We start from the raw sequence: 19,467 nt of genomic DNA, 5'->3' as shown, positions 1-19,467 counted from the left end.
CACTGCAGGTATGCCCCATGACCTGCAATGGCCACAAGTGCCCCGCAAATCGGGGTCTACACCTAAACCGGCGGAACAAATCCTCCCGATGTCGTCGGAGCCTCTCCACGCGGCGGTTCCGCCTCCCTCGGCGGGGGCGGCGCCGGCACGCCGTACCCCTGCGGGCCGTGTTCCCGCGGGCTCGGGCCCTGCGGCCTGTACCCCTGCGGGCCGTAGGGCGGGGGCGTGGAGCGGGCCCGGGCGAGCCGCATCTCCTCCCGGCGCCTGCGTTCGGCCAGTACGGCGGCCAGATAGGCGTACGGCGGAACGCCGGGCGGGGGCGGCGGCGCCACCTGCGCGCCGATCTGCCCGGCGATGCGCAGCCCCATCTCGTCCCGCATCCGCGGGCTGAGCTGCTGCCACCGGGACAGATACTGCCGGGCGGTGTTGGCCAGGTCGTCGGACAGCCCGGACAGCTCCAGCGTCGCGGCCCACGACGCGAGCGGCGGGGGCATCTCCGGCGGCGGGGCCTGGTGCGGCGAACGCTCCCCGATGACGGTCGTCCCGGCGAACACGTCCCCGAGCCGTTTACCACGCTGGTTGAGCAGCGACGTGATGAGCGCGGGGGCGCCGAGGAACGTCCAGAACTCCAGGAACCCGGCGAGCCCGCGGAACAGCGCCTGCCGGAAGCGCTCCGGCCCGCCGTCGTCGCTCACCACGCGCAGGCCGAGGGCGAGCTTGCCCAGCGAGCGGCCCCTGCTGATCGTCTCGAACGCGACCGGGTAGCCCACCGTGACCAGCACGACGAACAGGATGAGCAGACCGGTGGCCAGCGACTCGTCGGTCACCAGGGACGCCTGCGCGACCAGCACGGCGGCCAGGATGATCACGGCCCACTGGACGGCCCAGTCGATGAGGAAGGCCAGGGCGCGGCTGGGGAGCTGGGCGACGCGAACCTCTACGACGACCGCCTCGCCGGTCACGACTTCGGACACACTGCGCACCCTACTGTGTTTGATCGCCGTGCCTCCGGCGCGGCGGCTCGGGCGCCTGCGGGCCCCGAGGTCGTGCCGAAGCGCGCGCGATGCGTGCTTCCCTCGGTCGCGGCCGTGCACCTCGCGGCTGCCGCCGATAGGGTCCGGTCCGTGGACATCGATGCGTTCGTCGCCGCGAGCAAGCCGTCCTGGGACCGGTTGGACGATCTCGTGCGGCGGCAGCGCAGGCTGCGCGGCGCGGAGGTCGACGAGCTGGTCGAGCTCTACCAGCGGACGGCGACCCACCTGTCCATCGTGCGGTCGGGGTCGTCCGACGCCCTTCTCGTCGGACGCCTGTCGTCGCTGGTGGCGAGGGCGCGCTCGGCCGTCACGGGCGCGCACAGCCCGGCCTGGCGGGAGGTCGCCCGGTTCTTCACGGTGTCGTTCCCCGTGGTGGCCTACCGGGCGCGCCGGTGGTGGATCGGCGTCACGGTGGCCTCACTCGCGGTCGCGTACGTCGTGGGCGTGTGGGTGGCGCGCGATCCCGCCGTGCAGAGCCTCCTCGGCACGCCCGAGGAGATCCGGCAGATCGTCGAGCACGATTTCGCCGACTACTACTCCGAGAACCCGGCGGTGTCGTTCGCCGGTCACGTGTGGCTGAACAACGCCTGGCTGTCCGTGCAGGTCGTGGTCTCGGCGATCCTGCTCGGCCTGCCCATCCCGTGGATCCTGTTCCAGAACGCGGCCAACGTGGGCCTGCTGGGCGGCCTGATGCACTCGCACGGCAGGGCGGACGTGTTCTGGGGCATGATCCTTCCGCACGGGATGCTGGAGCTGACCGCGGTCTTCCTGGCGGCGGCCGTGGGGTTGCGGCTGGGCTGGACCGTCGTCGACCCCGGCCCGAGGCGGCGCGCGGAGGCGCTGGCCGAGCAGGGCAGGGCCGTGATGAGCGTCGCGCTCGGCCTGGTCGTGGTGCTGCTCGTCTCCGGGCTCATCGAGGCGGGGGTCACCCCGTCGGGCCTGCCGACCTGGGCGCGCATCTCGATCGGCGCGCTCGCGGAGGTGCTCTTCCTCGCGTACGTGACCGTCTTCGGCCGCCGGGCGGAGCGCGCCAACGAGACGGGGGACATCGAGCACGCCCCCGACCTCGCCCCGACCGCCTGAGACCACCGCATAAGACTCAGAGCCGGCCGGCGGCCTTCAAGGCGAGATACGCGTCGGCGAGCGCCGGGGCGACGTCCTCGGGCAGGGCGTCCACGACCTCCACTCCGTGGCGGCGCAGCACCGCGGTGATCTCGCGCCGCTCGCCGCGCAGCCGCTCGGCCGCGGCGGCGTCGTAGACGGCCTCGGCGGTGCCGCGCCCGGCCGCCATGCCCGCCACCCGGGGATCGGCGACCGAGGCCACCAGGACCATGTGCCGGGACGACAGGCTGGGCAGCACGGGCAGCAGGCCCTCCTCCATGGCCGCCGCGTTCAGGTCGGTCAGCAGCACCACCAGGCAGCGCCGCCTGGCCCTGGACAGCACGGCCGCCACCATCCCGGCGGCGTCGGCCTCGACCAGCTCCGCCTCGATCGACGCCATCACCTCCACCAGCGACGACAGCAGCTCGGTCCGCGACGCGCCGGACACCTGGGCCCGTACGGCCCGGTCGTAGGCGAGGAAGTCGACGCGGTCGCCGGCCCGCGCGGCGAGCGCGGCGAGCAGCAGCGCGGCGTCCATCGACCAGTCCAGCCGGGGCCAGCCGGAGGGCCCGTCACCCTGCGCGCCGGATGGGACCGGGGCCACGCCGACCCGGCCCGCCGAGGTGCGGCCCGTGTCGAGCACGATCAGCACGCGGCGGTCGCGCTCGGGCCGCCAGGTGCGCACGACGACGTCGCTGCGCCGGGCGCTCGCCCGCCAGTCGATCGAGCGGACGTCGTCGCCCACGACGTACTCGCGCAGCGAGTCGAACTCGGTGCCCTGGCCGCGCACCAGCGCGGGATGCCGTCCGTCGAGCTCGCGCAGCCGGGCCAGCCGCGACGGCAGATGCCTGCGGCTGAGGAACGGCGGCAGCACCCGGACGGTCCACGGCACGTGGAACGTCCGCTGCCGCGCCGCCAGGCCCAACGGCCCGACCGAGCGGACCGTCACGGCGACGGCCTCCCGGTCGCCCCTGCGGGCGGGGGTCAGGGTCGTGACCAGCCGCCGCCGCTCGCGGGACGGCACGTCGAGCGTCACCCGCCGCGGAGTCGCCCCGGCCGAGGGCTGCCAGGCGTCGCGCAGCACGCCCCGGACCCGCCGCCGGCCCGGGTTGTCCACGACGAGGCCGATCGCGGCCGACTGCCCGAGCCGCACCCGCCGTTCGCCGTCGCGCTGGAACCGCAGCCCGCGTACGGCGCCCGCGAGCAGCAGGTCGGCCGTCACGAGCACGGCGAGCACGAGCGCGGCGGCCAGCACGACCAGGCCGGGCTCGGGGGCGAGGAGCACGACGACCGCGGCGAGGGCGGCGAGCAGTCCCGCGCGTCCGGTCAGCGCCACGAGGCCCTCACCGGGGAACGGGGACGGCGGCCAGGATGCCCTCCAGGATGCCGTCGGGAGTGGCGCCCTCCAGTTCGGCCTCCGGGCGCAGCCCCACCCGGTGGCGCAGGGCGGGCCGCGCCAGGGCCTTCACGTCGTCCGGCGTGACGTACGACCGTCCCGACAGCCACGCCCACGCCCGCGCGGCGGCCAGCAGCGCGGTGGCCCCGCGGGGCGAGACGCCGAGCTGGAGCGAGGGCGACTGCCGGGTGGCCCGTGCGACGTCCACGATGTAGCCGAGCACCTCGGAACCCACGTGGACCTGCGCGACCGCCCGGCGTCCCGCCGCGAGGTCGGCCGCGGACGCCACGGGCTTGATCTCCGTCAGGTCGCGGGGGTCGAAGCCGAGCGCGTGCCGTTCGAGGACGGCGATCTCCTGCTCGCGCGGCGGCAGCGGCACGGTCAGCTTGAGCAGGAACCGGTCGAGCTGCGCCTCGGGAAGCTGGTAGGTGCCCTCGTACTCCACGGGGTTCTGCGTCGCCACGACGATGAACGGGTCGGGCAGCGGGCGGGCCGCTCCCTCGACGCTGACCTGCCGCTCCTCCATGGCCTCCAGCAGGGCGGCCTGCGTCTTCGGCGGCGTGCGGTTGACCTCGTCGGCGAGCAGCAGGTTGGTGAAGACCGGCCCCTCGCGGAACTCGAACTCCGCCGTCCTGGCGTCGTAGACCAGCGACCCCGTGACGTCGCCCGGCATCAGGTCGGGGGTGAACTGCACCCGCTTGAAGTCCAGCGCGAGCGTGGCCGACAGCGTGCGTACGAGCAGGGTCTTGGCCACGCCGGGCACGCCTTCGAGCAGCACGTGACCCCGGCACAGCAGCGCGATGACCAGGCCGGTGACGACCGGGTCCTGGCCCACGACCGCCTTGGCCACCTCCGCCCGCAGCGCCGCGAGCGCCTCGCGGGCGGCGTCCGCGTCCGATTCAGGTGTGGTCACGAGTCACGTACCTGCCTTTCGAGTGTGTCCAGGTGGGCGGCGAGGGTCACCAGCGCGGTGTCGTCCCCGGGCGGTGGGCCGCACAGCAGCGCCAGCACCGGCTCCGGGTTCTGGCCGGTGCGCGCGGCCGCGGCGACGGCGACCTCCTCCGGGGTCGCGGTGCGGGGCAGTCCGAGGCGGGGAGCGAGCCGGTCGGCCGCGGCGGCCCGCAGCGCGAGGGCGGCCCTGTCCCTGGCCCGGCGGGACCGGTACAGGCGTCCACGCCCCTCCACGGTCTCCGCGGCCCGCACGACCACGGGCAGGCGCTCGACCACGACGGGCCCGAGCCTGCGTCCCCGCCAGAGGGCGGCCAGGGCCACCGCGACGGCGAGTTGGAGGACCGCCCACTTCACGCCGCCGGGGACGAGGTCGCCGAGCGAGCGGGCCTCCCCGTCCGTCCCGGCGCCGGGGCCGCCCGCCTCGGCTGCCTCGTCGGGGTCGTCGGGCTCGGCGAGCCAGACCAGTTTCTGCCGTGCCCCGGCCAGGTTCAGCGCGAGGGCCGCGTTGCCGTCCTCGGCGAGACGCAGGTTGGTCATGAACGACGCGTCGCCCAGCACGGTCACCGTGTGCCCGTCCGCGGTGTAGCGGACCAGAGAGCGCCCGTCGCCGGCCGGGTAGCAGCCCGTGGACCCCGGCGGCCCCGTGAAGGACGTGCCGCCGGTGTAGGCGTCGCCCGCCCGCACCGCCTCCCGCAGCGCGCACTCCGGGGCCCGGGACCGGGTGCGCACGGGGCCCTGGGAGCGTACGCCCGAGGCGAGCACGTCGAGGTGCGGCACGGCGCCCGCCAGGAGCCGGTCTCCGGGGGCCTCGGCGATGCGGCGGGCGGCGTCGCGGTTCAGGAAGCTCGCCTCGGTGACCAGCAGCAGGGTCTGCGGCCCGGCGGCGGCCACCGCCGCGCCGGGAGTCTCCACCCGGACCACCTCCACCCCGTGCGCCTCCAGCAGCCGGGCGAGTGCGGCGCTGCCGTTCAGCGAGGTGTCGGCGGGATCGAGGGCGCGGCCGCCGGTCCTTCCCCCCGTCAGCAGCAGGGGCAGCACCGCCGTGACCAGCACGAGCACCACCAGCGACGTGACCCAGGCCGCCTGCCGCACGCGCCCCGGCGTCCTGGCGGTCATGCGGTCACGCCCGTGCGGGCCGACCGCAGCCGCTCGTCCAGGGCGGTGAGCGTCAGGTAGCCCTCCCGGGTGCCGCCCGCCCCGCCGTAGGTCACGTCGTCGAACAGGCGTGCCGCCGCGCGCAGGTCCGCCGCGTGGGGTCGCAGCGCCTGCCCGGCGACCTCGGCCAGTTCCACGGCGGTGCGGCCCGGCATGGGGCTGACGACGGCGCGTTCCTCCAGTTCGCGGGCTATCGCGCGCAGCCGCTCCTGGATGGCCCCCGCCCAGCCGCCCTCGGCCGCCAGGCGTTCGGCCTCGGCGCGATGCTCGGCCGCCGTCCGCTCGCTCTGCCCGAACACCACACCGCTTTCCGTACGCCGGCCGCCGGAGAAACGGCGCAGGGCCCACAGGAGCAGCACGGCCAGGACGGCGAGGACGACGGCGATCACGACGAGCGACGCCACGCCGCCCCCGCCCGACCCGCCGCCGTTCATGAGGTCGCCGAGGAACTGGGAGATCTCCCGCTGCAGCCGGTCGAGCAGCGGCTCGTGCTGGTAGCCCGCCCCGGACAGCTCGCGTGCGGCCTCCCGCGCGGCCTGGTCGCGGCCGACGTCGGCGGGCGAGGCCAGCAGCAGCGCCGCCCGCGCGGTCGTCACGCCTGCGGGCCGTACGGTCCGTACGGCCCGTGCGGCGGAGCCCCGTGGTAGGGCGCGGAGCCCGGTCCCGTCCCGGCGGCGTAGCTCGGGTGCCACAGGTCGTCGACCCCGGCGTGGACCCAGCCCTGCGACTGGTTCTGCGCCGCCGCCGTCTGCAGCACGAGGTCGAACGCCTCGGCCCGCATCCGCCGGTCGGCGTACAGCAGCCCGGTCACGCCCGCCTGGAAGGGGTAAGCGATCATGGCGGCGAGGGCCTGGCCGACCGCCAGGAGGAGCGCCGCGATCGTGGTCCCACCGGCGGTGCCGCCGCTCAGCATCCCGAGAATCGAGCCGCCGAACGTGAACGGGATCGCCAGCACGCTGCTGATGATGGCCGCGAGTATGGCGGTGAGCAGCAGGATGCCGAGCACCCGCCAGCTGTCGCCCTTCACCAGCCGCCACGACCGGCTCATGGCGTCGGTGACCCCGCGGCCCTCCAGTACGATCGCGGGGGCCGCCAGCGACAGGCGCGTGTAGAAGAACAGCAGGTATGGGACGTAGGCCACGAGGAACAGCAGAACGACGAGGACCAGGGCCCCCGCGGTGGTGTCGCCCGCGCCGCCGAACGCGTCGGCCGCCGCGAGGCTCACGAACACCGCGAGAAGCGCCAGCAGCGGCAGCATGAGGATGAGCGCCTGCAGCAGCACCAGCCCGAACAACGCGGGCAGCCGCGACCGCGCCAGGCGCCACGCCTCGCCCACGGTGATGCGCCCGCCGAACACCGCGCGGCCGAGCACCCGGGTGAGGACCCCCGTGAGGACCGTCGTGCCCACGAACGTCATGACGTAGCCGATGATCGAGCCGATGAGCTGTGCGGCCTCTCCGGCGAGGGACGCGTCCGCGGTGTAGGCGTACGGGTCGGCCATGATCTCGCCGAGAGAGCCGAAGGAGAGGGCCTGTCCGACGGCGGTCGGGATCGCGGTGATCGCCGCCACGATCGCCGACAGGCCGAGCGTGGCCTTGGGGTTCGACCGGATCAGCTTGATCGTGCCGTCGAGGATGTCGCCGAGCGTCAACGGGCGCAGCGGGATGATGCCCGGCCGCGGCGCGTCCGGCGGCCGGTATCCGTACGGCCCGCCCGCGTACGGCCCGCCCGCGTACGGCCCGCCCGCGTAGGGCGGCGGCGGAACGGGCGGAACGGGGGGCACCGTGGGACCTCCCGGCGCGCCGGGGGAGGCCCAGGAGGATCCGCTTGCCCCGGTGGCCCCGCCGTACGGGGGAGGTTGCTCGGCCGCCCAGCCGGAGGGCATGTCGGGGGTGGAGCCGGGGCCGTCTGTCATGTCCCAATCCTGGCATGATGTACGCGCGCGCCGCGCGGTCGTACAGGAGGGCTCTGGGGGATGGCCGGAACGGGGGGTGCGGGCGCACACTTGGAACGTGACCGCACCACGGGATTCCCGCCGGTGTGACCGCATCTGGTCAGATAATCGCGCGCTTCGTCTGCTGCGCCTAAACTCCATCCACTGTCATGGTCGTGTAACACCAAAGCGGTGGCCACGGTAGCCTGCGGGGGAACCTGTGACAAACGCCCAAATCTCCCATACGCGTACGAATGAGGGGCCATGAAAGGACGCGTGCTGGTCGTCGACGACGACGCCGCTCTCGCCGAGATGCTCGGCATCGTCTTGCGCGGGGAGGGTTTTGAGCCGTCGTTCGTGTCCGATGGCGACAAGGCGCTCGACGCCTTCAGGGACACCCGGCCGGACCTCGTCCTGCTCGACCTGATGCTCCCCGGCGCCGACGGCATCGACGTCTGCCGCCGCATCCGCGCCGAGTCCGGGGTCCCGATCGTGATGCTCACGGCCAAGAGCGACACCATCGACGTGGTGCTCGGCCTGGAGTCCGGTGCCGACGACTACATCGTCAAGCCGTTCAAGCCCAAGGAGCTCGTCGCCCGTGTGCGCGCCCGCCTGCGCCGCACCGACGAGCCCACGCCCGAGATCCTGCAGATCGGCGACATCACCATCGACGTGGCCGGCCACTCGGTCAAGCGCGGCGAGGAGACCATCAACCTCACGCCGCTGGAGTTCGACCTGCTGGTCGCGCTGGCCCGCAAGCCCCGCCAGGTCTTCACCCGCGAGGTGCTGCTGGAGCAGGTCTGGGGCTACCGGCACGCCGCGGACACCCGCCTGGTGAACGTCCACGTCCAGCGCCTGCGCGCGAAGATCGAGAAGGACCCCGAGCACCCGGAGATCGTCGTCACCGTCCGGGGTGTGGGCTACAAGGCCGGCCCGGCGTAAGCCGCATATCACCGCCATGCCGGTCTCCGCGAGGAAACCCCGTCGCCGGACCCCGGGCCAGATCGCCCGTGGGGTCCGCAGACGCGCGCGCCGCCTCGCGGGCCGGCTGCGGCACGCCTGGCGGCGCTCGCTCCAGCTTCGCGTCGTTACCAGCACGCTGGTGCTGTCGATGGCCGTCGTGGTCGTCCTCGGCGTCTTCCTGATGCAGTCGATCAGCACGTCGGTGCTGACCTCCAGCGAGGTGGCCGCGGTCGAGGAGTCGCGGGCGAACGTCGCGACCGCGAGCGGCTACCTCACGCAGCCCGCGGACGTGACCGACATCGCCCAGGGCGCCACGGCTCAGGGGCAGACGGTCAACCCCGTCGACGCGGCGGCCAGGGCCCTGACCGAGCGCTCCGGCGGCCGCTACGACGTCGTCATCTTCAACGAGAGCTCGGTCGGCGAGGGCCGGGCCTCCGGGCAGGTCGACTGGACGAGCATCCCCGAGTCCCTGCGGGCGAAGGTCCAGAGCACCGAGGAGCAGTCGCTCTACAAGGAGATCGCGACGATCAGGTACATCGGCGCCAAGCAGCCCGAGAGCGGCCTGGTGGTCGGTGCCCGCGTGAACGGCGCCTACGAGATCTACCACGTCTTCCCGCTCGGCGACGAGGAGAAGACGCTGCTCACGGTCCAGCAGATGGTCTTCGGGGCGGGAGCCGCGCTCGTGCTGCTGCTCGCCGGAGTCGCCTCGCTGGTCACCCGGCAGGTGGTCACCCCCGTACGGCTCGCCCGCCAGGCGGCGGAGCGGCTCGCCGCCGGCCGGCTGGAGGAGCGGCTCAAGGTGCGCGGGGAGGACGACCTCGCCCGGCTGGCGACCTCGTTCAACGAGATGGCGTCCAACCTCGCCGTGAAGATCCACCAGTTGGAGGAGCTCTCCCAGGTGCAGCGGCAGTTCGTCTCCGACGTCTCGCACGAGCTGCGCACGCCGCTGACGACCGTCCGCATGGCCGCCGACCTGCTGTACGAGGGCCGCGAGGACTTCGACCCCGCCTCGGCCCGGGCGGCCGAGCTCATGCAGAACCAGCTCGAACGCTTCGAGTCGATGCTCGCCGACCTGCTGGAGATCAGCCGGTACGACGCGGGGGCGGCCACCCTCGACCTGGAGCCCGTCGACATGCGCGACGTGGTCCTGCGCGCGGTGGGCGACTCGGAGACGCTCGCCGAGCGGCAGGCCACCCGGTTCGAGCTGCGCCTGCCCAACGAGCCGTGCATGGCCGAGGTGGACAGCCGCAGGGTCGAGCGCATCCTGCGCAACCTGCTCTTCAACGCCATCGAGCACGGCGAGGGCGAGGACATCGTCGTCACGCTCGGCGCCGACCGCGACGCGGTGGCCGTGGCCGTACGCGACCACGGGGTCGGCCTCAAGCCGGGCGAGGAGACGATGGTGTTCGACCGCTTCTGGCGGGCCGACCCCTCGCGCGCCCGGACCATCGGCGGCACCGGGCTCGGCCTGGCGATCTCGCGGGAGGACGCCATGCTGCACGGCGGCTGGCTCCAGGCCTGGGGCGCGCCGGGCGAGGGCAGCCAGTTCCGCCTGTCGCTCCCGCGCGTGGCGGGCGCCCCGCTGCGCGGGTCGCCGCTTCCGCTCGTGCCGCCGGAGGTCGAGATGCGGCGCACGTGGCGCGGTCACGCCACACCGGTCCTGACCCCGGCAACCGGAATCGTGCCGGAGGCGCCGCGGGCGCGGGAGAACGTGGACGCGGGGGCCTTCGATGCGGAGTGAGCGGCTCGGCGCCCGCCGTCTCACCGCGGCCGCGGGCGCGGCGCTCGTCCTGGTGTCCGGCGGGGCGGGGTGCGCCACCGTGCCCACGAGCAGCAGCCCCCGCCCGGCCCAGGAGGACCACGGCAAGGACACGCTCAGCCAGCCGTACGTGCGGCTCATCGCGACCCCGCCGAGGAAGGGGGCCCCGCCCGAGGACATCGTGAAGGGCTTCCAGGCCGCCATGGCGGCCTTCGACGACCGCGAGCTGCACGTCGCCCGTCAGTACCTCACCCCGGACGCGGCCAGTCGCTGGAACCCGTGGCGGCAGACCCGGATCTACGAGGGCAAGATCGAGTCGGACCACACGCAGAACCTCCAGGAGGCCACGCGGACGACGGTGACGCTGAAGGGCACGGCGGTCGCCGCGATCGACCCGGAGGGCAGGTCCACCCCGGCCTCGGGCAACCTCGTCGAGCCGTTCACCCTGGTCAAGCTGAACGGCGAGTGGCGGGTCGACGTGACGCCCGACGGCCGTCTGCTGTCGTACGACGACCTGTGGCGCGCCTACCGCAAGGTGGACCTGTACTACCCGCCCGCCACCCGGGAGACCGGCCTCGTGGCCGACCGGGTGTGGGTGCCGATCGAGCCCGGCAGGGGCGTGCCCGAGACCCTGGTCCGCCGCCTGCTCGCCGGGCCGACCTCGTCCATCAGGAACGCCGTGAGCAGCGCGTTCCCGCCGGGCACCGAGCTCCACCGGATCACCGTCGAGGGCGACACGGTCGTGCTCGACTTCTCCTCGGAGCTGGAGTCGGTGCCCTCCGACCGCCTCGACGCGCTGAAGGCCCAGCTCGTGTGGACGCTCGGCGAGCTGGTCACCGGCCGGACCGTCGAGATCCGCGTGAACGGCGGCTCCGGAGTGCGGTTCCGGCCCGCCGACTACGCCAGGTACGACCCGAACGTGCTGGCCGGCTCCGCGCAGGCGTACTACGTGCAGGGCGGCAGGCTGCTGCAGCTCAAGGAGAAGGGCGACGGCACGCCGGTGCCCGGCGCGGCCGGCGAGCAGGCCGTGAAGTTCTCCCAGCCGGCCGTCTCCAACGTCAACGAGTTCCCGCCCCTCGTGGCCGCACTGGTCAACGGCGACGGCGTCTACGTCGCGCCGATGACCCCGGGAAGCCAGTGGCAGCGGTGGATCGCGGGCCGGGACATGAGCCCGCCCTCCTGGGACCGCTACGGGGCCGTCTGGTCGGCGGAGACGGTGAACGTGCACGAGAGCCGGGTCTGGACGGCCGAGAACGGCCGGGCCCGCCGCGTGGACGTCGGCGACGAGCTGTCGTACGGGCGGATCGTCAAGCTGCGGGTCTCCCGCGACGGGGCCAGGATCGCCGCGATCACCGACGACGGCCTCGGCACCTCCGTGAAGATCGGGACGATCGTCCGCAACGGCCAGCAGACGCGGATCGAGTCCGTACGGACGCTCATCGACCCGCGCGACGCGCAGAAGATCAAGGACATCGCCTGGCAGGACGCCGCCGATCTGCTCGTGCTGTCGGAGGGCAAGAGCGGCCAGGAACTGGCCACCTGGTCGGTGATGGAGGGCGTGGTCCCCAACGACGGCCCCATCAAGCTCGACTCGAAGATCAAGTCGGTCGCCGCCGTACCCGACCACGTCCTCGCGGCGGCCGACGAGGGCCAGGTGCTCACCTACAGCGTGGACAAGCACGCCTGGACTCCGCGCGCCGACAACGGCGCCACCAACCCCGTCTATCCCCTCGGCTGAGCCGGCCGGAGCGACCGGGGTGAACTGTCGGTGGCGGGCGGCATGCTGAGGGCGTGCCGCCCGCCCTGCTCGACCTGATCCTCCCGCCCCGCTGCGCCGGATGCGGCGCACCGGGCGCTCCGGCCTGCCCGTCCTGTACGGCGGAGTTGCTGCGGGAGCCGGCTCCCCGGCCGCCGGACCCGCCGCCACCGGGCCTGCCCGACTGCTGGTCGGCCACCGCCTACGACGGCGCGGCCCGCAGGATGATCCTCGCCTGCAAGGAACGCGGCCGTACGGCCCTGGTGCCGGTCCTGGCGGCCTCGGTGAGCGCCTGTGTGGCCGCATGGGCGGCCGGTCGGCCGGCGGGCGGGGGAGCGCGCCGCGAGGAGGTGTGGCTGGTGCCGGTTCCGAGCGCTCGTGCCGCGTCCCGTCGCCGGGGGCACGACCCCGTCCGCGCCGTCGCCGCGGCGGCCGCCCGCGAGCTGTGCCGGCGAGGCCGGCCCGCCGCCCTCGCGCCCCTGCTGCGGCAGGGCCGGCGCGTGGCCGACCAGGCGGGGCTGGGATCGGCGGAGCGGGCCGTCAACCTGTCCGGGGCGTTCGAGGTCGTGCCGGGCTCGGCGGCGCGGCTACGGCCGTCTGGCCGCGGTCCGGGGGCCGTCGCCGTGGTCCTGGTGGACGACGTCGTCACGACCGGGACGACGCTGGCGGAGGCCGCCAGGGCGCTGCGCGCCGCGGGCGCGGAGCCCTCCGCGGCCGTGACGGTCGCCGCGACACGCCGGAGACGCCGGATTGGTGATTATCACGGACAGTAAAGACTTGGGTAAGCGCGGGGCTTGCCGCCGGGGAGCGACCGCCCGCCGACTTCTCGACGACTTCCCTGCTCAATGCAGGTGTGGACGCCGCGGTTGCGGGGATTTCCAGAATATGACCGCGAATTTTCCGACGGCGAGACGGCAACCGGGATCACGCAAAGTGATCGTTTAGCCGATCTCCTGGCTGACATTCGAGGCGGTAGCGACTAGCGTTCAGTCATGGCACCCGTTCGGGTCCGTGGTTGCGCCGGGCCGACCCCCTCGCGGGGTCCGGCCTGGCTAGCCGATGCCAGCCGCAGGCGAAACGGCCCACGTAAGGCGACTCTTGGTCGACCGATCACGGTGCGGCTTAGAGGTAAGTCCTGCCCTCCCGGGGGTCCAGATGTCCCCCGTAAGAGGAGAAGGGCAGTAGTGGCGAGTGAGCTGCGAACCCCTCAGCAGGCGGATGTGGGGACGAAGACCAGGTCGGCCGGACGGGTGTCCAGGAGCGCGTGCACCACCGTCGATGTGCGAAGGGGGGCTTTGCGTGGAAATCATCGTCAAGGGACGGCACACCACTGTGGGTGACCGGTTCCGCGATCAAGTGACGTCCAAGCTGGCCAGAATCCAGAAGCTCAACAACAAGCTGATCCAGATCGACGTAGAGGTCTCAAAGGAACCCAACCACCGGCAGAGCGGGCAGCGTGAACGGGTGGAGCTGACGATCCACTCGCGGGGCCCCGCCATCCGCGCGGAGGCCTGCGCGGACGACCGGTTCTCGGCGTTGGACATCGCCATCGGCAAGCTGGAGGAGCGGCTGAGGCGGCTCGCCGACCGCCGCAAGATCCATCACGGGAAGAACTGCCCTCCCTCGATGGCAGAGCTCACCGCGGTGACGGAGAACGCGCAGGGGGTGGTCACGACCGTCCGGGAGGAGCCGGAGCCGGTCGCCGAGATCCCGGCGGAGACCGCGGGAGGGCGGACCGAGAGTTCCGAGCCCATCGTGCCCATCGAGATGGACGGCGAGGGACCGCTGATCGTACGCGAGAAGTTCCACAAGGCCGACCCCATGACGATCGACCAGGCGCTCCTGGAAATGGAGCTCGTGGGTCACGACTTCTACCTCTTCCGCGACAAGGAGGGGGGCCAGCCGAGCGTCGTCTATCGGCGGCGCGGCTACGACTACGGAGTCCTCAGGCTCGTAGAGAGCTAGCCCTCTCGGCGCCCCGGCCCGGACACTCCGGGCCGGGGCGCCGCACGATCCGGTAGGAACCGGGAGGAGATGGACGGGCCGGCGCGACGAAGATCCCTAACCACCCTGGAACCCGTGTAATGATGGCGATCCAGCGTCCTTGGCCCCCGCAAGGAGGTTCCGTGACCCGACCCGACGAGGCGGCCCGAGCAGCCGGTCGAAGCGAGCCGATCCGTGTGCTGATCGTCGACGATCACGCGCTGATCCGCCGCAGCCTGGAGCTCGCGCTGGCCGCGGAGGCGGACATCGAGGTGGTAGGCGAGGCGAGCGACGGCCAGGAGGCCGTCGAGCTCGCGGACCGGCTGATGCCGGACGTGGTCCTGATGGACGTCCGCATGCCGAGGCTGGACGGCATCGGGGCGACCCGGAAGATCAAGGAGTCGGTGCCGAGCACCCGGATCATCATGCTGACCGTCAGCGACGAGGAGGAGGACCTCTTCGAAGCGATCAAGGCGGGTGCGACGGGTTACCTGCTCAAGGACGTCCAGATCGACGAGGTGCCCGACGCCGTGCGCGGCGTCCACGAGGGACAGTCGCTCATCAACCCCGCCATGGCCGCCAAGTTGATCAGCGAGTTCGCGAACATGAGCCGCAAGGAGGCCGAGCGGCCCCCCCAGCTCCCGGTTCCCCGCCTGACCGACCGGGAGATGGAGGTCCTGCGCCTCGTCGCGAAGGGCATGAACAACCGCGAGATCGCCAAGGACCTGTTCATCTCCGAGAACACGGTGAAGAACCACGTCCGCAACATCCTGGAGAAGCTCCAGCTCCACTCGCGCATGGAGGCCGTGGTCTACGCCGTGCGCGAGCGGCTGCTGGAGATCACCTAGGTCGTTACGAACGAGGGCCGCGGGCCACCGCGGCGCGTAACTGGGCCTCCAGGTCCGGCGCGCCGACGCGCTCCACCCGCACGTCGGCGCAGCCGACCCAGCTCGCGGCCTCCCACAGGGCGTCGCTCATCGCCTCCACGGCCTTGGCACGGCCGCCGCCCGGCTCGAATCCGACCTGCCGGGCGACCAGCGTGGCGCCCTCGCGGGCCGGGTCGACCCGGCCGATGATCCGCCCGCCGGCGAGCACCGGCATCGCGAAGTAGCCGTGCACCCGCTTGTCCTTCGGGACGTACGCCTCCAGGCGGTGGTTGAGGCCGAACACGCGCTCGGCCCGCGCCCGCTCCCAGATGAGCGAGTCGAACGGCGACAGCGGCGTGGTGCGGTGCCGCCCGCGCGGCTCGCTCTCCAGCGCGGCGGGGTCCGCCCAGGCGTTCGGCCCGTCCGCGTCCGCGCCGCGCCGCGCGGGCCAGCCCGACACGCGTACGGGCACGAGGCCGGCGGCGCCGCTCAGCAGCGCCTCGTCGAGCATGGCGGCGTGCGCGCCCTTGACCCGGGTGAAGTCGACCAGGTCCGCCCTGGTCGCCACGCCGAGCGACCGCCCGGCGATCGCGGTCAGCCGGGTCACGCACTCGTCGTCGGGCAGGTCCTGGGCGAGCAGGTCCGCCGGGACCGCGCGCTCGGCGAGCTCGTAGACGCGCCGCCAGCCGACGCGGCGGGTGCAGACGACCTCACCGATGTCGAGCAGGAACTCGATGGCGATCTTGGTGTCCGACCAGTCCCACCACGGGCCTCCATTCTTGGCGCCGCCGATGTCGGCCGTGGTGAGCGGGCCGTCCGAGCGCACCTGCTCCAGGACCTTGTCGACCACGGGCGGCACCTCGTGCCAGCGGTAGCGCCGCTCCCGATAGGCGCGGCGGCGGAAGGCGTACAGCGGCCACTGCTCGATGGGCAGGACGCAGGCGGCGTGGCACCAGTACTCGAAGGCGCGGGCGGGGTCGTCCCAGTAGGCCCGCTCGACCACGGAGCGGCCGACCGGCCCGAGCCGCGCGTACGCGACGAGCTCGTGGGAGCGGGCGAGGACGGAGATGGTGTCGAGCTGGACGGCGCCGACGCGCCGCAGCATGGCGGGGACGCCGCCGCCGCGGGCGGTGGCGCCGAGGAAACCCTGGGCCCGGAGGATGATCCTGCGGGCCTCGTCGGCGGTCAGGTCGGTCACAGCCGGAGATGCTAGACGCTGTGACCGACAAAACGCTTACGGTGGTTCGGGCGCGGGCCCGGATCTCAGGAGCTGATGGACCGGTGCTCGAACGGCGAGTGGTGCTCCTGGACCGGAACCTGCCGGGGGGCGTCCACGATCACGTCCGAGAAGATGTCGAACGCGAGCGCGAGCAGCCCGCCGACCGCGCAGATGCCCACGCCGATCCAGACGAAGAGCCAGTTCGGGCCGAGGGTCAGCGCCACACCCCCGAACGTGAAGCCGATGAGGATGACGATGACGGCAAGCCAAGATTTGGCGCTTCCCGCGTGGCTGCCCTGGTGTCCGCTCTGTGCCATACCCCGTTTTCTACCTGATGGCAGAGGTGGTCGGAACATCGGGGGAACCTTGGCGCCGGTTTTCCCTTATGAGATATGCGATTGTGCCGCGGCGCTCCGTCGATTGCAGGTGGGTGTGTCTGGTACGGGAACCGCCTACGATGGCTAGCGGGGAAGTATGTCTCGTCCTCACACCCCGGTGATCGGCCGGGGTAGACCTGCGAGGAGCTTTACTAAAAGTGCCAGCCATTCTCGACAAGATCCTTCGCGCCGGCGAAGGCAAGACTCTGCGGAAGCTCAAGCGCATCGCCGAGCAGGTCAACTCCATCGAAGAGGACTTCAAGAGCCTGTCCGACGCCGAGCTCCGCGCGCTGACCGCCGAGTACAAGCAGCGTCACGCCGAGGGTGAGTCCCTTGACGACCTGCTGCCGGAGGCGTTCGCGACCGTCCGCGAGGCCGCCCGCAGGGTCCTCGGGCAGCGCCACTTCGACGTGCAGCTCATGGGTGGCGCCAACCTGCACATGGGCAACATCTCCGAGATGCGCACCGGTGAGGGCAAGACGCTCACCTGTACGCTTCCCGCCTACCTCAACGCGATCTCGGGCAAGGGCGTCCACGTCGTCACGGTCAACGACTACCTGGCCAAGCGCGACGCCGAGACCATGGGCCGCGTCCACCGCTTCCTCGGCCTGGAGGTCGGGGTCATCCTGGCGAACATGTCGCCGGAGGAGCGCCGCAAGCAGTACAACGCCGATATCACGTACGGCACGAACAACGAGTTCGGCTTCGACTACCTCCGCGACAACATGGCGTGGTCGATCGAGGAGTGCGTCCAGCGCGGCCACAACTTCGCCATCGTGGACGAGGTCGACTCGATCCTGATCGACGAGGCCAGGACCCCGCTCATCATCTCCGGCCCGGGCGAGCAGTCGGGCAAGTGGTACCAGGAGTTCGCCAAGATCGTGCCGAGGCTGCGGCGCGGCACCGAGGGCAAGGACGGCGAGGAGAGCACCGGCGACTACGTCGTCGACGAGAAGAAGCGCACCGTGGGCATCCTCGAGGCGGGCGTGGAGAAGGTCGAGGACTGGCTCGGCATCGACAACCTCTACAAGCCCGAGCACACCCACCTCGTGCAGTTCCTCAACAACGCCCTCAAGGCCAAGGAACTGTTCAAGAAGGACAAGGACTACATCGTCGTCGACGGCGAGGTCCTGATCGTCGACGAGTTCACCGGGCGCGTGCTGCACGGCCGCCGCTACAACGAGGGCATGCACCAGGCCATCGAGGCCAAGGAAGGCGTGAAGATCAAGGACGAGAACCAGACTCTCGCCACGATCACCCTGCAGAACTACTTCCGCCTCTACGAGAAGCTCGCCGGCATGACCGGTACGGCCGCCACGGAGGCCAACGAGTTCCACCAGACGTACAAGCTGGGCGTCGTCCCGATCCCGACCAACCGGCCGATGATCCGCAAGGACCAGGCCGACGTCGTCTACAAGACCGAGGACGCCAAGTTCCAGGCGTGCGTCGAGGACATCAAGGAGCGCTACGAGAAGGGCCAGCCGGTCCTCGTCGGCACCACCAGCGTCGAGAAGTCCGAGAAGCTGTCGCGGATGCTCAAGCGCCAGGGCGTACCGCACGAGGTGCTGAACGCGAAGAACCACGCCCGTGAGGCCGCGATCGTCGCCGAGGCGGGCCGCAAGGGCGCGGTCACCGTGGCGACCAACATGGCCGGTCGAGGCACCGACATCATGCTCGGCGGCAACCCCGAGTTCCGTGCCGACCTGGAGCTGCAGCAGCGCGGCCTGTCGCCGTCCGAGACTCCGGAGGAGTACGAGAAGGCCTACCCGGAGGCGCTGGAGAAGGCCAAGGAGGCCGTCAAGGCCGAGCACGAGGAGGTCACCGAGCTCGGCGGGCTCTACGTGCTGGGCACCGAGCGGCACGAGTCGCGGCGTATCGACAACCAGCTCCGCGGTCGTTCCGGCCGTCAGGGCGACCCCGGCGAGTCGCGCTTCTACCTCTCGCTCGAGGACGACCTCATGCGGCTGTTCAACTCGGCCAGGGTCGAGATGATCATGACGCGGCTCAACATCCCGGACGACGTGCCGATCGAGTCGGGCATGGTGTCCAAGGCCATCGCGTCCGCGCAGCACCAGGTCGAGCAGCAGAACTTCGAGATCCGTAAGAACGTCCTGAAGTACGACGAGGTGATGAACCGCCAGCGCACGGTGATCTACGCCGAGCGGCGGCGGGTGCTGGAGGGCGCCGACCTGCACGAGCAGGTGCGCGGCTTCGTCGGCGACGTCGTCGACGACTACGTGAAGGGCGCCACCGCCGAGGGCTTCGCCGAGGAGTGGGACCTCGACAAGCTGTGGAAGGCGTTCGGCCAGCTCTACCCGATCTCCTTCACCGTCGACGAGCTCATCGAGCAGGTCGGCGGCGACCGGGAGGAGCTGACGGCGGAGCTCATCGCCGAGAAGGTCAAGGAGGACGCGTTCGCGGCCTACGACCGCCGCGAGGAGGAGCTCGGCTCCGAGGCGATGCGCGAGCTGGAGCGCCGGGTCATCCTCTCGGTGCTCGACCGCAAGTGGCGCGAGCACCTGTACGAGATGGACTACCTCCAGGAGGGCATCGGGATGCGCGCCTATGCCCAGAAGGACCCGCTGATCGAGTACCAGCGCGAGGGCTACGAGATGTTCTCCGCGATGCTCGACGGCATCAAGGAGGAGTCGGTCGGCTACCTGTTCAACCTCGAGGTCGAGGTGCAGGCCAACCCGATCGTCGAGGAGAACGCCGAGGAGGACACGGCGCTCGCCGAGACCGGCTCGATCATCGCCAGGGCGCTGCGGCAGCCGTCGCGGCCGACCGAGATGGTCTACACCGCGCCGGGCGAGAGCGGCGACGTGGAGGTCAGCCGGGTGCGGTCGACCCCCGAGCAGCGCGCCGCGTACGGCGACACCGAGCGCAACGCGCCCTGCCCCTGCGGCTCGGGCAAGAAGTACAAGCGCTGCCACGGTGACCCGCGCAACCAGCAGGCGTGAGATGACCTGAGACG

The 19,467-nt window shown here is 72.1% G+C and carries 16 protein-coding genes; 8 read left to right on the top strand and 8 right to left on the bottom strand.

Going from position 1 to position 19,467, the window contains the following annotated elements; genetic code table 11:
• Window positions 1–62 precede the first annotated feature (62 nt).
• Window positions 63–974 carry an RDD family protein gene (locus ABZ857_RS00695; RefSeq protein ID WP_357035238.1) on the bottom strand — a complete coding sequence of 304 codons (912 nt, stop codon included), beginning with the start codon at window positions 972–974 and terminating at the stop codon, window positions 63–65.
• Between the two features lie 150 nt (window positions 975–1,124).
• Between ABZ857_RS00695 and ABZ857_RS00690 the strand changes: the two genes are divergently transcribed.
• Window positions 1,125–2,117, top strand: a complete 993-nt coding sequence (locus ABZ857_RS00690) for a stage II sporulation protein M (protein ID WP_357035235.1) — start codon at window positions 1,125–1,127, stop codon at window positions 2,115–2,117.
• Between the two features lie 16 nt (window positions 2,118–2,133).
• On the opposite strand, the gene ABZ857_RS00685 is transcribed toward ABZ857_RS00690, so the two are convergent.
• The 5 genes from ABZ857_RS00685 to ABZ857_RS00665 are packed head-to-tail and all read right to left on the bottom strand — an operon-like array spanning window position 2,134 to window position 7,552.
• Window positions 2,134–3,471, bottom strand: coding sequence for a DUF58 domain-containing protein (locus tag ABZ857_RS00685; RefSeq protein WP_357035232.1), 1,338 nt, complete (start codon window positions 3,469–3,471; stop codon window positions 2,134–2,136).
• A 7-nt stretch (window positions 3,472–3,478) separates the two neighbouring features.
• Complete coding sequence (locus tag ABZ857_RS00680; protein ID WP_357035229.1) at window positions 3,479–4,444, bottom strand: MoxR family ATPase; 966 nt, start codon at window positions 4,442–4,444, stop codon at window positions 3,479–3,481.
• On the bottom strand, window positions 4,441–5,598 hold the full coding sequence (locus tag ABZ857_RS00675) for a DUF4350 domain-containing protein (protein ID WP_357035226.1): 1,158 nt from the start codon (window positions 5,596–5,598) through the stop codon (window positions 4,441–4,443). Before ABZ857_RS00675 ends, ABZ857_RS00680 begins: the two co-directional genes overlap by 4 nt.
• The gene (locus tag ABZ857_RS00670) at window positions 5,595–6,233 is read right to left on the bottom strand and encodes a DUF4129 domain-containing protein (RefSeq protein ID WP_357035222.1); all 639 of its coding nucleotides are present in this window, start codon (window positions 6,231–6,233) and stop codon (window positions 5,595–5,597) included. The genes ABZ857_RS00675 and ABZ857_RS00670 overlap by 4 nt, the downstream gene beginning before the upstream one ends.
• Window positions 6,230–7,552, bottom strand: a complete 1,323-nt coding sequence (locus tag ABZ857_RS00665) for a glycerophosphoryl diester phosphodiesterase membrane domain-containing protein (RefSeq protein WP_357035219.1) — start codon at window positions 7,550–7,552, stop codon at window positions 6,230–6,232. The genes ABZ857_RS00670 and ABZ857_RS00665 overlap by 4 nt, the downstream gene beginning before the upstream one ends.
• 282 nt (window positions 7,553–7,834) lie before the next feature.
• Between ABZ857_RS00665 and mtrA the strand changes: the two genes are divergently transcribed.
• From mtrA to ABZ857_RS00635, 6 genes are all read left to right on the top strand, one after another.
• Entirely contained in the window at window positions 7,835–8,512 is a 678-nt protein-coding gene (gene mtrA, locus ABZ857_RS00660; RefSeq protein WP_030509347.1) for an MtrAB system response regulator MtrA, read from the top strand.
• Window positions 8,513–8,528: 16 nt separating this feature from the next.
• A complete protein-coding gene (gene mtrB / locus ABZ857_RS00655; protein WP_357035216.1) occupies window positions 8,529–10,274 on the top strand; it encodes an MtrAB system histidine kinase MtrB in 1,746 nt (581 codons plus the stop codon).
• Window positions 10,264–12,030, top strand: a complete 1,767-nt coding sequence (locus ABZ857_RS00650; protein ID WP_357035213.1) for an LpqB family beta-propeller domain-containing protein — start codon at window positions 10,264–10,266, stop codon at window positions 12,028–12,030. The genes mtrB and ABZ857_RS00650 overlap by 11 nt, the downstream gene beginning before the upstream one ends.
• A 53-nt stretch (window positions 12,031–12,083) precedes the next feature.
• Window positions 12,084–12,821, top strand: coding sequence for a phosphoribosyltransferase family protein (locus ABZ857_RS00645; protein ID WP_357035210.1), 738 nt, complete (start codon window positions 12,084–12,086; stop codon window positions 12,819–12,821).
• A 526-nt stretch (window positions 12,822–13,347) separates the two neighbouring features.
• Entirely contained in the window at window positions 13,348–14,013 is a 666-nt protein-coding gene (gene raiA, locus ABZ857_RS00640; protein ID WP_357035207.1) for a ribosome-associated translation inhibitor RaiA, read from the top strand.
• Window positions 14,014–14,174: 161 nt separating this feature from the next.
• Complete coding sequence (locus ABZ857_RS00635) at window positions 14,175–14,879, top strand: response regulator transcription factor (protein ID WP_142623623.1); 705 nt, start codon at window positions 14,175–14,177, stop codon at window positions 14,877–14,879.
• 4 nt (window positions 14,880–14,883) lie between these two features.
• On the opposite strand, the gene ABZ857_RS00630 is transcribed toward ABZ857_RS00635, so the two are convergent.
• On the bottom strand, window positions 14,884–16,095 hold the full coding sequence (locus ABZ857_RS00630; protein ID WP_357035204.1) for a crosslink repair DNA glycosylase YcaQ family protein: 1,212 nt from the start codon (window positions 16,093–16,095) through the stop codon (window positions 14,884–14,886).
• A 65-nt stretch (window positions 16,096–16,160) separates the two neighbouring features.
• A complete protein-coding gene (locus ABZ857_RS00625) occupies window positions 16,161–16,433 on the bottom strand; it encodes an HGxxPAAW family protein (RefSeq protein WP_357035201.1) in 273 nt (90 codons plus the stop codon).
• Between the two features lie 218 nt (window positions 16,434–16,651).
• Here ABZ857_RS00625 and secA point away from each other — a divergent pair, with 218 nt between their 5' ends.
• Entirely contained in the window at window positions 16,652–19,453 is a 2,802-nt protein-coding gene (gene secA, locus ABZ857_RS00620; protein WP_357035198.1) for a preprotein translocase subunit SecA, read from the top strand.
• Window positions 19,454–19,467: the final 14 nt, after the last annotated feature.

The sequence above is a fragment of the Microbispora sp. NPDC046933 genome (assembly GCF_040644635.1).
In the GTDB taxonomy this organism is placed as follows: Bacteria; Actinomycetota; Actinomycetes; order Streptosporangiales; family Streptosporangiaceae; genus Microbispora.
Note: the sequence above shows the minus strand (reverse complement) of the source record. Positions and strands in the feature narration are given on the sequence as shown.

Coding starts and splice junctions, on each gene's coding strand:
- ABZ857_RS00675 (WP_357035226.1), bottom strand. CDS start 5,598: ATGACCGCCAGGACGCCGGGGCGCGTGCGGCAGGCGGCCTGGGTCACG.
- ABZ857_RS00665 (WP_357035219.1), bottom strand. CDS start 7,552: ATGACAGACGGCCCCGGCTCCACCCCCGACATGCCCTCCGGCTGGGCG.
- mtrA (WP_030509347.1), top strand. CDS start 7,835: ATGAAAGGACGCGTGCTGGTCGTCGACGACGACGCCGCTCTCGCCGAG.
- mtrB (WP_357035216.1), top strand. CDS start 8,529: ATGCCGGTCTCCGCGAGGAAACCCCGTCGCCGGACCCCGGGCCAGATC.
- ABZ857_RS00650 (WP_357035213.1), top strand. CDS start 10,264: ATGCGGAGTGAGCGGCTCGGCGCCCGCCGTCTCACCGCGGCCGCGGGC.
- ABZ857_RS00625 (WP_357035201.1), bottom strand. CDS start 16,433: ATGGCACAGAGCGGACACCAGGGCAGCCACGCGGGAAGCGCCAAATCT.